We start from the raw sequence: 12,743 nt of genomic DNA on the forward strand, positions 1-12,743 counted from the left end.
CTGTGTGATCAGGCGGTGGCCGGGTACGGCGCGAGTTCGATACGGCACCGGGCGATTCGCGCGCCGAACTGATGCAGCTCGAGTTCGACCGCGGCTCCCCCGGTATCGGGATCGCTGCCCGCCGCGGCGGTGAAATCGATGAGCCCACCGAGTTCGGCGAATCCGGTGAAGGTGGTGGCGCAGCCGGTGACGGCGGCGATCGGGGAATCCAGTGCGCCCGCCGCCACCGCCGCCACGATGGCCGCCTGACGGCAGCCTTCGATCAGCAGCGGGCCGGGTACGTGGTCGTAGGGATGGTCGAAAAAGGAGGGGTGCCGTTGATCGACGATCAGCGGTATTCGCGACTGCTCGCCCGGTATCGGTTGTCCGACAACGACATTGCGCGGGTCGCGCCTGCCCACCGACGCCGGTGCGACGGGTTCGACTGTGACGCTGCCGGATTCTCCGTTCATCGGCCGACCGGCCTGCTGTAGCTCGCGAATCTCCCGGTAGGTGTCGGCCGGAAACTGAATCCCGCCGCCCCGCAACGTAAGCGCCCGCACACCGCCGATGGTGAGCTGGGCCTCGAAGAAGGTGCCCGCCGAATCGCCGAAGGTGCCCGCCAGTCCCGCACTCGCCCGGACGATGCCCTCCAGCGGCACATTCGCCTCATCGCGATAGGCGCTCAGGTCCTCGACCTCGAACTCCAATTGCTGCAGGCTGGCGGGGGTTCCGGACGGGACGTTCAGATATCTGTGCCCCACCACGATCATCGCCTGCCGGATGGCCTCCACCGTGGACAGCGGATCGTGATAGTCCACCAGCCGGTCGAAATACAGCGAGTGCGCGCGCGGAATCTGGATGGCGGCGAGGAATCCGTCGATATCGGCCGGGGCCGTATCGGCGACGAATACCTCACCGAGTGCCCGCCGGTGGGCCAGGGCGCACGGCACCGTGCGCTCGAAACTCAGGCCGGTCTCGGTGGTCGGGGTCATCGCGCGACCTCCTGCAATGCGGGGGCGGCGATACCGGTGATCAGCCGGGCCGCACCGCGGATGGTCGCCTGGTCGATCAGACTGCCCAGCGAGATGGAGGTTCCGGCAACATGATTGAGCCTGCTGCGCAGTTCCAGCAGCGAGAGCGAGGTCAGTCCGACTTCGAACAGGATGCGGTCGGCGTCGAAGTCGGTGTCCTGATCGATCAGGATCTCCCGGATCTGCGCCCGCACCACGGTCATGGCGTAGTCGAGCTGTTCGGATTCGGGCAGTGCGGCCAGGGCGTCCCGGAACTCCTGTGCCGGATCTGGTCCGGCTTCGGCGTCGGCTCGCTGTTCGATGTACCCGGCGGCGGTCACCTCGGCTCCGATCCAGTAGTGGCGATGCTGAAACGCGTAGGTGGGCAAGTCGATTGTCACGGCCTCGCGGCCCGCGTACACGGCCGCCCAGTCGAGCGAAGTACCCGCGGCCCAGGCGGCGGCGGTGGCCCGCAACAGACTTCGGGCTTCCGGCTGGCCCTTGCGCAGGGTGGCGATCGTGATGCGCCCGCCCTCGGGCAGGCATTCCTGGGCCATTCCGGCCAATACCTCGCCCGGACCGACCTCCAGGAACGTCGACACTCCGGCACCGGCGAGGAATTCGATGCCGTCGTGGAAGCGCACGGCCTGCCGGGCCTGGCTCACCCAGTAGTCGGGCGAGCACAGCTGTTCGGCCGTCGCGATTCGCCCGGTCACATTGGATACCAGTGGAATCGACGACGGGCGCGGGTACACCGCGGCCACCACCGCGCGGTATTCATCGAGGATGTCGTCCAGATGCGGGGAGTGGAAGGCGCGTTCGACCTGGAGTCGTTTGGTGCGCCGCCCGCGTTCGCGCCAGTGTTTGGCCAGGGCGGTCACCGCATCCGCATCGCCCGCGATCACGGTGGCGTTCGGACCGTTGCTCGCCGCGATGGATACGGCGGCTTCCTGCCCCGCGATGGATTCCGAGACCTCGGCGTAGGACGCGCGCACCGACATCATCACGCCCGGCGGCAGCCGCTGCATGAGCCTGCCACGCGCCGCGACCACCGCCGCGGCGTCGGCGCGGTCGAAAACACCGCCGAAGTGCGCGGCCGCCAGCTCGCCGATCGAGTGCCCGAGCACGAAATCCGGTGCCACTCCCCAGGATTGCAGGAGTCGCAGCAGGGCGACCTCGATGGTGAACAGTGCGGGCTGGGTGTATTCGGTGCGGTCCAATAGCTCGGGAGGCGTCCCCGCGGTCCCGAAAATCACCTCGCGCAGCGGGTGGTCCAGATGCGGATCGAATGCGGCGCACAGGTCGTCGAATTCCGCGGCGAACTTCGGAAACGCTTGGTACAGCTCATATCCCATGCCGAGTACCTGGCTGCCCTGGCCGGGCAGCAGGATCGCGGTCTTGCCCGCCGCTGCCGCGCGGCCGGTGATCACCGTGGGTGCGAACGCACCCTCGGCCAGTACCGTGAGCCCATCGATCAGTTCGGCCCGGCTGCCCGCCACCAGGGCCGCCCGATGATCGAACACCGCGCGGGTGGTCGCCGAGGACAGCCCGATATCGGCGATATCGACGCCCGGATCGGCGTCGCAGGCGGCGAGCAATCGGCGCGCCTGACCGCGCAGGGCCTGGCCGGTCTTCCCGGAGAGCACACACACCGACAGCTCATCGGCTCGATTCGGCTGCGCCGCAACCGATTCGGCCAGATCGGGATCGTATTCCACGATCACATGCGCATTGGTGCCGCTGATGCCGAACGAGGAGATGCCCGCCCGCCGCGGCCGGCCGTGCTCGGGCCACGGCTGTGTCTCGGTGGCCAGCCGAATATGCCCGGCCGACCAGTCCACATGCGGTGACGGCTGATCGACGTGCAGGGTCGGCGGCACCGTCCCGTACCGCATCGCCAGCAGCATCTTGATCAACCCGGCCATACCCGCGGCCGATTGTGTATGCCCGATATTCGATTTGATCGATCCGAGCAACAGCGGCTGTTCGGATGGCCGCCGCCCATAGGTGGCCAGCAGCGCCTGCGCCTCGATGGGATCACCGAGCACCGTACCGGTGCCGTGCCCCTCCACCACGTCCACCTCGGCGGCCGTCAACCCCGCATCGGCCAGCGCCTGGCGGATAACCCGTTGCTGGGCGAGGCCGTTCGGCGCGGTCAGGCCGTTCGATGTGCCGTCCTGATTGATCGCGCTGCCCCGGAGCACCGCCGCGATCGGATGGCCGTTCCGCCGGGCATCGGAAAGCCGCTCCAGCACAACGAGTCCGGCCCCCTCGGACCAGGAGGTGCCATCGGCGGCCGCGGCATAGGACTTGCAGCGGGCATCGCGCGCCAGGCCGCGCTGGGCCGAGAAGAACACATAGCCCAGCGGCGACATGGTCACCGTCACCCCGCCCGCCAGCGCCAGCGCGCATTCCCCGGATCGCAGCGAGCGCGCGGCCTGGTGCAGGGCGACCAGTGAGGACGAGCACGCGGTGTCGATCGAGACCGCCGGACCCTGCAGGCCGAGGAAATACGCGATCCGGCCCGAGGCCACCGCGGGCATATTGCCGGTCAGCAGATAGCTTTCCGCCCCGGCCAGCTCCGGCCCGGCGCTCAGCAGGGACCGGTAGCCCATATCGTTGATCCCCAGGAACACCCCGGTACCGCTGCCCCGCAACGACTGCGGGTTGATCCGCGCCCCTTCGAAGGCCTCCCAGGCGAGTTCGAGCACCAGCCGCTGCTGCGGATCCATCGCCAGCGCTTCACGCGCCGATATCCCGAAGAATCCGGCATCGAATTCGCCTGCGCCGTCGAGGAATCCGCCTTCTCGGACGTATGACTTTCCGGGAATACCGGGTTCGGGATCGTATATCGCATCGACGGGCCAACCGCGATCGGCCGGAAAGTCTTCGATCACATCGCTTTTCGTGGATACCACCCGCCACAGGTCCTCCGGTGCGGCGATACCGCCCGGGAACCGGCACGCCATGCCCACGATCACGATCGGATCATCGTCCACACCGACGGCCGTCGATGGTTGCTCGGAAGACTCTGCCGCCGTGCCTGTTTCGAGCCACCCACGCAGATGTTCGGCCAATTGGCCGACCGTCGGGTGGTCGAAGATCACCGCGGCGGGCAGTGCGGTGCCGGTCTCGGCCGCGACCCGGTCCCGCAGTTCCACCGCCGTGCGGGAGTCCAGCCCCAGGTCCTCGAAACGCGTTGCGGGATCGATGTTTTCCGGCGCGAAGTCGCCGAGCACCCGATCCACCTGACGCCGAATCATGTCCGTGAGCAGCCGATCCTGCTCGTCCAGGTAGCGGCGGCGCAGCTCACCGAGCGCGCCTCCCACCGAATCCCGTGAGCCGGCGGACCCCGGCGCACCGTTAAGATCATCCTGCGACATTCGGCAAACCTCGTATCCTTCGAAACCGGTCATGCTGCGCTACCGTGCGTTATCGACCGACCGGCTTGTTGCCATCACATTGCCTACCTTAGGGTGGCTGATGCGGCGACAGCCCATTGTCCGGTAATTGCCTGGACATAGCCGAAAACATTCGCCAATACCCCTCGGAACGGGCTCCCGGACGATTACCGGTCAATTACCGGAGCCCGGCTAAAATCAATCGCGATCCAGAATTGAGGCGCCCGACTGCCTTTAAAGATATCGGGGCTCGATTCATCGTGACGACAGTTTCGAGGTTGTGATGGTTTCGCAGAAAGAAATCGAATCGATCGAGATCCCGGGCAACTTTGCCGATATCATTCGCGAGCGAGCGCGAACGCGGCCGAATGATATCGCCATCGTGTGCGGCGATCGATCGATCGACTTCGCCGCACTGGACCGGAGTTCGGGCCGCGCGTCGAACGCGCTGCGGGCGATGGGTCTGCGCAAGGGCGATCGAATGGCCTACGTGGGCAAGGACTCCGAACACCTCTACGAACTGCTGATCGCCGCGGCCAAGAGCGGCACCGTGCTCATCCCGGTCAACCGGGTGCTGACCGCGACCGAGATCGCGCACATCCTGCGCGATTCCGGCGCCAAGCTGCTGTTCGTCGACGACGCGGCCGCCGAGGTGGTGGCCAAGGCGCAGTCCGATGCCGGCACGCAGACCCCGGTGGTGCGCATCGACGGTCCGGGCGGCTTCACCGAATGGCTTGCCGGGCACGACGATTCCGGACCCGAGGCCGAGGTCGGACCGGATGATCCGTTCATCCAGATGTACACCAGCGGCACGACCGGATTGTCCAAGGGCGTGGTGATCGGCCAGCGCAGCATCTACGCCGCGCGCGCCGCACTGGTCTCGCCCGAGGTGGATTGGTTCGACGTACGCGAGAACGACTGCCTGCTGGTGGCCATCCCGAGCTTCCATATCGCCGGTCTGGCCTGGGTGGTACAGGGCCTGTTCGCCGGCGTCCCGAGCATTCTCATGCCCGAGTTCGCCCCGGGCCTGGCCATGGAGCTCATCCTCACCAGGCATGTCACCGCGTTCGTCGGGGTGCCGGTGATGTTCGCGCTGGTGCTGGCCGAACCCGCGGCGACCAAGGACGCGTTCGAACATCTGCGGCTGGCGGCCTACGGCGGATCCCCCATCCCCGAGACCCTGCTCGCGGCGTGCATGGAACGCTTCGACTGCGGTTTCGTGCAGTTCTACGGCATGACCGAAACCGGTTCCGTCATAAGCTTTCTGCCGCCCTCGGAACATGTGGTCGGCAATCCGCGGCTGCGCTCGGCCGGGTATCCGTGCCCGGGATTCGAGATATCGGTGGTCGACAGCGCGGGCGAACCCGCACCCCAGGGCGAGATCGGCGAGGTGCTGATTCGCAGCCGGGCCACCATGATCGGCTATTGGAATCAGCCGGACACCACCGCGCGCACGATCGTCGACGGCTGGCTGCGCACCGGCGATGCGGGGTGGCTCGACCCCGAGGGCTATCTGTACCTGTGCGATCGGATCAAGGACATGATCATCGTCGGCGGTGAGAACGTCTATCCGGCCGAGGTCGAGAACGTCATCAACGATCACCCCGCGGTGCGCGAGGCCGCCGTGATCGGTGTCCCGGACGATCGCTGGGGCGAGGTGGTGCACGCCTTCGTCGCCGTGCACGCCGGACAGCAGATCACCGGCCGCGAACTGGCCCAATTCCTGCGCGGGAAGATCGCGCAGTTCAAACTCCCGCGGAATTTCGAATTCATCGATTATATTCCGCGGAACGCGACCGGAAAAATTCTGCACCGGCAGCTCCGGGAGAAGTTCTGGGAAGGCCGGGAGCGCGCCATTAATTGATACGTGTAAATAATTTCATGGGCCGCGCGCCGGGGCGAGGACGACTGTTCGTTCTCCCAAGGCGCGCGGCCCCGATATTGGAAGATCTAACAATGATCACGCATCGCGGATCATGCGATGCGAAATATCTTGCGTGACAGAATAAGATCCTGCTTGGGTTACAAGGACGTGGCTCCGACCCGGTTTCAGCCAGGCGTGATTTCGCTTGAAATTTCAGTCGTGGCGCAAGGCGAGAGGCGACGGTTGTGGAATTTCGCATTCTTGGTGAATTGGACGTCCTGGACAGTGGCAGGCAAATCCGGCTGGGTGGCGTCACCCCGCGCGCGGTGCTGGGATACCTGCTGCTGCACAACAATCAAGTCGTACCGGCCAGCCAACTGCGTGATGCGCTGTGGAACTACGATCCGCCGGCGACCTCCCGCAAGATCGTGCAGAACGCGGTCTCCGCGATCCGCAAGGCGCTCACCCCGCGCGATCACGCCGACGGCACCCTCCTGCTGACCCAGGAGCCGGGCTACCTGCTGCGGGTCGATCCCGATACCGTAGACCTCTGCCTGTTCCGGCAGCTGGTACAGCGCGGCGATGCCGAACTGCATTCCGGCTCAGCAGAATTCGCGCGCGTGCTGTACCGGCAGGCGATCGGGCTGTGGCGCGGGCAGGCCATGGCGGATCTGGCCGAGAGCGGGATCCGCTGGAGTGAGCTGACCGCCATCGATGACGAGCGGCTCAATGCCTACGAATCCTGTTTCGAGGCCGAACTCGCCAGTGGACGACATCGCGAGATCACGCCCGAACTCAAGGTGTTGACCGCGGCGGCGCCGATGCGGGAGACATTCTGCAAGCAGTACATGCTCGCGCTGTACCGATCCGGTCGGCAGGTGGACGCGCTGGAGGCATACCAGCGCGCCCGCGGCGCACTCGTCGACCGGCTCGGCATCGAACCCCAGATGGATCTGCAGCGACTGCATCAGCGGATACTGTCGCAGGATCCGGATCTCGAATTCGTCTGCAGCTCAGACCCTTCGGGTCCGTGGCGGCATATCGCGACCCGGTAGCAGGCTGACCAGCTTGGCCAGCGGAATCATCATCCGCTGCCACTGCTCATCGGACAGGAACGGTGGCGTATCCAGATTCTGATATCTGGTGGTCGCCACCGTTTGCGATTCGGTGTACTTGAGCAGTCCCTCGACGCCATTGCGGCGGCCGATACCGGATGCGCCCATACCGCCCATCGGCGCGCCCATGCTGCCGAAGGACGGCACATAGCCCTCGTCCACGTTCACCGAACCGGTGCCGAGCTGCCGGGCAATCTCCTCACCCTGCCGCTTCGACCCCGCCCAGACGCTGCTGTTGAGGCCGTACTCGGAATCGTTCGCCCGGGCGATGGCCTCGTCGACCGAATCGACCGGGTAGATAGCGACCAGCGGACCGAAGGTTTCGCTTCGGGCACAGTCCATTTCGTCGGTGACGCCGGTGAGCACGGTCGGCTCGAAGAACAGTGGACCGAGGTCGGGACGGGCATTGCCCCCGGCGAGCACCGTCGCGCCTTTGGATTTCGCGTCCGCGATGGCCTTGGCGACCCGTTCGAGTTGATCGGCGGAGATCAGACTGCCCATGGTGGTCGAGAAGTCGTATGCGGCACCGAGTTTCATCTGCTGCGTCGCGGCGACGAAGGCAGCGGTGAACCGCTCGGCGATCGCCTGCTCGACGTAGATCCGCTCCACCGACAGGCACAGCTGCCCGGCATTGTCGAAACAGGCCCGCAGCGCGGCCGCGGCGACCGTGTCCACATCCGCTCCGGCGGTGACGATCATCGGGTTCTTGCCGCCGAGTTCGGCCGAGAAGCCGATCAGACGGCCGGCGCAGCGCTGCGCCAGGATGCGCCCGGTGGCGGTGGAACCGGTGAACATCAGATAGTCGCAGCTGTCGGCGATTCGGGTGCCGACGACCGGTCCCTCCCCCGGCACCACCGCGAGCAGATCGCGGGGCAGCCCGGCGCGGTACAGCAATTCGGCGTTCGCGAGGAGGGAGAAGGGTGTGCGACCGTCCGGTTTCAGCACCGCCGCATTGCCGGCCAGCAATGCGGGCACCGCATCGCCGATCGAGAGCAGCATCGGGTAATTCCACGGCGAAATGAACCCGACCACGCCTTTGGGCCTATGGTGCACAATGGTTTTGACGAGCATCGGGAATAGGCCGGGTACCCGATACGGCCGCAGTAATCGCGGTGCGACCCGGGCGTAGAACTGGGTGGCCAATGCCAGCCCGAGTACCTCCGCATTGGCGACGGCCCTGGCCTTACCGGACTCGGCCTGCAGCAGATCCATCAGGAATTCTCGGTTGTCGAAGATGAGCGTGCGGTACCGTTCGAACACCGCGGCCCGCTCCCGTGGGCTCCGAGCGGCCCATTCACGCTGTGCCACACGAGCTTTCGCGAAGGCCGCGTCCACGTCGGCGACGGTGCCCACGGGGATGTCGCCGAGCCGGCTGCCAGTGAATACCTCGGTGATCTCCCGGGTCGGCCGGGCGCCCGGTTCGGTGATCGCGGCAAGGTCGCGAAGTCGATCGAAGATATGAGATTCTGGAACGGGCATTGCCGCACTCCTGACGTCGAACTGTGTAACCGATAAAATATCCCAAATTCGCAGCGCGCCACCATGACTCGGAAACCGCTCGGTAATCGCCGGGAAATTCCGGAACAAATCGGTGGATAGTTTCGCCGATTACCGGACGATTCCCGGGCGATGCCCGACATCCATTACGGCACAGTACCTTTGACGTACTCGAGCGGCCGGGAGTCATTTATGGTGAAAAGTGAACCGAATAGCGGCAACTGGGCGGTGATCACCGGCGCGTCGTCGGGAATCGGTGCGGCACTGGCCTGTCAACTGGCCGAGCGCGGCTATGCCACCGTACTGGTGGCGCGCCGGGTGGATCGGCTGGAGGCATTGGCGAGCCGGATACGCGGTGAGTACGGCACGAAGGTCGAGGTCATCCCGTGCGACCTGGCCGATGCCGCGCATCGCGAACAGTTGTGCGCGGATCTGGCCGCGCGAGATGTGGCGGTGCTGTGCAATAACGCCGGATTCGCGGTCTGCGGTGAGGTGGCGCGGACGGACGCGCAGGCGCAGCGGGCCATGCTGCTCGTCAATGTCGTTGCGGTGCAGGAGCTTACGACAGCGGTATTGCCCTCGATGCTGGCCCGTCGGGACGGCGCGATCCTGTTCACCGGCTCCATCTCCGGTGTGCAACCGGTGCCGACGGCCGCCGCGTACGCCGCAAGTAAGTCATTCGTGAACAGTTTCGCGGAGGCACTGCATGTCGAACTGCACGGCACCGGCGTGACCTGCACGCTGTTATCGCCGGGCCCGGTGCGCACCGAGTTCTATCAGGTCGGCGGCGTTTCCACCGAACGCGAGCAGTCCTATACCTCGATCTCCACCGACCAGGTGGCGCGTGCGGGTCTGACCGCGCTGTTCGCGCGGCGGCGCACCGTGACGCCGGGCCGCACCGCACGAATGCAGGCGTGGGGCGGCCGCACCATCCCACGCCCACTGCTCTTCCCCGCGCTGCGGCACCTCGTACTGCCGTGGCTGCGTTCGGGACTCGCCGATTCCGCATACCGCTAGGAGCGCAACCATGCCGAACAACAAAGCCCAGCGACTCCTGCGCGCCGCCGAGGCGGTCGCGGGCCGCCCAGTGCGGCTGCGACTTCGACTGTGGGACGACAGCACCGCGGGAGATGACGGCCCCGTGGTCGTAGTGCGTGATCCGAAGGCGCTGCGGCGCATACTCTTCCGGCCGAATGATCTCGGAGTCGCGCGCGCGTACATCTCGGGCGATCTCGAGGTCGAGGGCAGTCTGGTCGATTTCATGCGCGAGTTCATGCTCGCGGCCGACACCACCTTCGACGATATCCTGGGGCGTCGCATCCGGCCCCTGGCCGCCAGGGCACTCGCCGCCGCCGACACCACCCAATGGCTGCTGCGCAACGGCCTGCTCGGCCTGCCGGTGCCACCGCCCGCATCCGAGGTGCGTCGCGCCAGTTCACGCGGCGCCGAGGCCGTCCGGCATCACTACGATCTGAGCGATGAGTTCTACCGGCTGATGCTCGGGCCGACCATGGTGTACTCCTGCGCGGTGTGGAAGAACCCCGCCCAGCCGATCGATCTCGAGGAAGCGCAGATCGCCAAACTGGACCGGATCTGCCAGCGTCTCGAATTGCAACCCGGTATGCGGGTGCTCGATATCGGTTGCGGCTGGGGCGCATTGGGTGTGCACGCCGCCAAACACTATGGCGTGGAAGTGGTCGGGGTGACCCTCGCCCGCAATCAGGTCGCCCATGCCCGGCAGCTGGCCGAGCAGGCGGGGGTCAGTGATCGGACCGAGTTCCGCCTGTGCGATTTCCGGGATGTCACCGACGGACCGTTCGACGCGGTCTCCAGTATCGAGATGACTTTCCACCTGGATACCCGAGGGCGAATCCAGCACGCCCGGGCCCTGCACGATCTGGTCCGCCCCGGCGGGCGAATCTTCTGCCATGAGATCACCGCGTCGCCCAGAGGCCGCCTCTTCCAGCGCGGGTCCGGCTTCATCACCGCCTATATCTTTCCCGAAATCGATGTCCCGACTCGTGATTCGGCCATCACCACCCTCGAGTCGGCCGGGTTCGAGATCGCGACCGTGGAGAACCTCCGCACCCACTTCACCGCAAGCCATATCGCCTGGCTGCGCAATATCGAGGAGAACTGGGAGGAGGCGGTCGCCATCGTGGGTGAACAACGTGCCCGCGCCTGGCGGATGTTCGCCGCCACCTCCGTGGTCAGCTGCGATATCGACAATATCGGCATCACCCATACGGTCGCGCATCGCCGACCGTGATCTCACGCGGGGCTCCCACGTATTTGTAACAGTCGTTCAACTACATGTTAGGGTGCTGATATGCCTCGTCCCAAGGGATTCGACACCGATCATGTGATCGATGCCGCCATGTCGGCGTTCTGGAACAAGGGGTACGCAGCTACCTCCGCACAGGATCTGGTGGACTCCACCGGACTGGGGCGCGGCAGCCTCTATCACTCCTTCAGCGGGAAGCATCAGCTGTTCATGGAGGCATTGCGCCGCTATGAGAGTGAATGGACTGTGCGCCAAGTCGAATTACTCGGCGGGGCGGGGCCCGTGCGCGGGCGTATTCGCACGGTGCTGATGACGGTTGTCGATGAGGAGTCCGGTACCGTTCCGGCGAATCGCGGCTGCCTGGCGGTCAATTCCATCGTCGAGCTGGGCGGCAGCGATCCGGAGGCCACGGCGCAGGTGCGCCGGATCTTCGATCGAATGCAGGATGCGTTCCAAGAGGCGCTGGAGCGGGCGCAGCGCGATGACGAGATCAGCGCGAATCGCGATCCGCGTGCGCTGGCCGCGTATCTGCTCACCGTCATGTACGGGCTTCGGGTGCTCGGTAAGACCGCGGATCGCGACACCATGATCGGGACGGTCGAGACCGCGCTGGCTTCGCTCTAGCGGTCGCGAATCAAGCGCTCGTAAAAGAACTTTCAGTCCGGCGGCATTGTGCTGCCTTCATAGTGTAACGATCAGTCAAAATAAGTGAGGAACTCTCTTCATGACAGAGCAAACACCGACCGTCGCCGTGCTCGGCACCGGGATCATCGGCGCGCCGGTGGCGCGAAACCTGCTGCGGACCTTCACCGTTCGTGCCTGGAACAGGACTCGGGCTGCGGCGGAGCCCTTGGTCGACGATGGAATTCACGTCGCGGAGTTCGCCGCCGAGGCCGTGTCCGGCGCGCAGGTCGTCGTCACGGTACTTACCGATGCCGCGGCGGTACGGCAGGTGATGGCGGCCGCCGCGCCCGCGCCGGGCACGGTGTGGATTCAGCTGGGCACGGTCGGTGACGCCGATATCGACGAGTTGACCGAGTTCGCCGCCGAGCGTGAGCTGATCCTCTACGACGCACCGGTGCTGGGTACCAAACAGCCCGCCGAGCTCGGCCGATTGGTCGTCCTGGCGGCCGGTCCGGACGGTGAACGACCCTTGGCCACTGCGGTTTTCGATGCGATCGGAAGCCGGACGGTGTGGGTCGGCGAGTTGCCGGGCGCTGCGACACGACTCAAGCTCGCGCTGAACAGTCTGGTGTTCGCGCTGACCCACGGTGTCGCTGAAAGCCTGTCCCTCGCCGAGGCATTGGGTGTCGATCCGAGGCTGGTGGTCGAGGCGGTATCGGGAGGACCACTGGACAGTGGATTCTTCCAGTCCAAGGCGAACGCGGCACTGCTCGGCGATTTCTCGACGGCCTTCTCGATTGCCAACGCGGTCAAGGATTCTCGTCTCATTGTGGACGCGGCCGACCGCGCCGGGATCGCGGTCGATGTCAGCGCGGCCGGGCTGGAGCGGTTCCGCAGGGCCGCCGCCGCGGGGCATGACGCCGCCGATATGGCCGCCTCCTACCTGGCTCGCGAGGTGCGCTGACC

9 protein-coding genes are annotated in these 12,743 nt (G+C 65.9%); 6 read left to right on the plus strand and 3 right to left on the minus strand.

What is annotated here, in order from left to right; translation table 11 throughout:
• Positions 1 to 8: 8 nt before the first annotated feature.
• Entirely contained in the window at positions 9 to 974 is a 966-nt protein-coding gene (locus tag ACFC4D_RS04205) for an AfsA-related hotdog domain-containing protein (protein ID WP_376061735.1), read from the minus strand.
• Positions 971 to 4,375, minus strand: a complete 3,405-nt coding sequence (locus ACFC4D_RS04210; protein ID WP_376061736.1) for a beta-ketoacyl synthase N-terminal-like domain-containing protein — start codon at positions 4,373 to 4,375, stop codon at positions 971 to 973. The genes ACFC4D_RS04205 and ACFC4D_RS04210 overlap by 4 nt, the downstream gene beginning before the upstream one ends.
• A 301-nt stretch (positions 4,376 to 4,676) precedes the next feature.
• Here ACFC4D_RS04210 and ACFC4D_RS04215 point away from each other — a divergent pair, with 301 nt between their 5' ends.
• Together ACFC4D_RS04215 and ACFC4D_RS04220 are read left to right on the plus strand one after the other, a co-directional pair.
• Positions 4,677 to 6,257 carry a long-chain-fatty-acid--CoA ligase gene (locus tag ACFC4D_RS04215; RefSeq protein ID WP_364633079.1) on the plus strand — a complete coding sequence of 527 codons (1,581 nt, stop codon included), beginning with the start codon at positions 4,677 to 4,679 and terminating at the stop codon, positions 6,255 to 6,257.
• Positions 6,258 to 6,502: 245 nt separating this feature from the next.
• On the plus strand, positions 6,503 to 7,312 hold the full coding sequence (locus ACFC4D_RS04220; protein WP_364633077.1) for an AfsR/SARP family transcriptional regulator: 810 nt from the start codon (positions 6,503 to 6,505) through the stop codon (positions 7,310 to 7,312).
• Here the strand turns inward: ACFC4D_RS04220 and ACFC4D_RS04225 are convergent.
• A complete protein-coding gene (locus tag ACFC4D_RS04225; protein WP_376061737.1) occupies positions 7,271 to 8,851 on the minus strand; it encodes a succinic semialdehyde dehydrogenase in 1,581 nt (526 codons plus the stop codon). The genes ACFC4D_RS04220 and ACFC4D_RS04225 overlap by 42 nt on opposite strands.
• Before the next feature lie 210 nt (positions 8,852 to 9,061).
• Here ACFC4D_RS04225 and ACFC4D_RS04230 point away from each other — a divergent pair, with 210 nt between their 5' ends.
• The 4 genes from ACFC4D_RS04230 to ACFC4D_RS04245 all read left to right on the plus strand — a co-directional run bounded on the left by ACFC4D_RS04230 (position 9,062) and on the right by ACFC4D_RS04245 (position 12,741).
• Complete coding sequence (locus tag ACFC4D_RS04230) at positions 9,062 to 9,886, plus strand: SDR family NAD(P)-dependent oxidoreductase (protein WP_376061739.1); 825 nt, start codon at positions 9,062 to 9,064, stop codon at positions 9,884 to 9,886.
• A 10-nt stretch (positions 9,887 to 9,896) separates the two neighbouring features.
• Positions 9,897 to 11,138, plus strand: a complete 1,242-nt coding sequence (locus tag ACFC4D_RS04235; RefSeq protein ID WP_376061740.1) for a class I SAM-dependent methyltransferase — start codon at positions 9,897 to 9,899, stop codon at positions 11,136 to 11,138.
• Positions 11,139 to 11,198: 60 nt separating this feature from the next.
• Positions 11,199 to 11,777, plus strand: a complete 579-nt coding sequence (locus tag ACFC4D_RS04240; RefSeq protein ID WP_376061742.1) for a TetR/AcrR family transcriptional regulator — start codon at positions 11,199 to 11,201, stop codon at positions 11,775 to 11,777.
• Between the two features lie 100 nt (positions 11,778 to 11,877).
• On the plus strand, positions 11,878 to 12,741 hold the full coding sequence (locus ACFC4D_RS04245; protein ID WP_376061743.1) for an NAD(P)-dependent oxidoreductase: 864 nt from the start codon (positions 11,878 to 11,880) through the stop codon (positions 12,739 to 12,741).
• The last annotated feature ends 2 nt before the right edge of the window (positions 12,742 to 12,743 follow it).

The sequence above is a fragment of the Nocardia sp. NPDC056000 genome (genome assembly GCF_042269265.1).
Lineage (GTDB): Bacteria > Actinomycetota > Actinomycetes > Mycobacteriales > Mycobacteriaceae > Nocardia.

Excerpts from the sequence above, each read along its gene's own strand:
- ACFC4D_RS04205 (WP_376061735.1), bottom strand. The coding sequence starts at position 974 with ATGACCCCGACCACCGAGACCGGCCTGAGTTTCGAGCGCACGGTGCCG.
- ACFC4D_RS04210 (WP_376061736.1), bottom strand. The coding sequence starts at position 4,375 with ATGTCGCAGGATGATCTTAACGGTGCGCCGGGGTCCGCCGGCTCACGG.
- ACFC4D_RS04215 (WP_364633079.1), top strand. The coding sequence starts at position 4,677 with ATGGTTTCGCAGAAAGAAATCGAATCGATCGAGATCCCGGGCAACTTT.
- ACFC4D_RS04225 (WP_376061737.1), bottom strand. The coding sequence starts at position 8,851 with ATGCCCGTTCCAGAATCTCATATCTTCGATCGACTTCGCGACCTTGCC.
- ACFC4D_RS04230 (WP_376061739.1), top strand. The coding sequence starts at position 9,062 with ATGGTGAAAAGTGAACCGAATAGCGGCAACTGGGCGGTGATCACCGGC.
- ACFC4D_RS04235 (WP_376061740.1), top strand. The coding sequence starts at position 9,897 with ATGCCGAACAACAAAGCCCAGCGACTCCTGCGCGCCGCCGAGGCGGTC.
- ACFC4D_RS04240 (WP_376061742.1), top strand. The coding sequence starts at position 11,199 with ATGCCTCGTCCCAAGGGATTCGACACCGATCATGTGATCGATGCCGCC.
- ACFC4D_RS04245 (WP_376061743.1), top strand. The coding sequence starts at position 11,878 with ATGACAGAGCAAACACCGACCGTCGCCGTGCTCGGCACCGGGATCATC.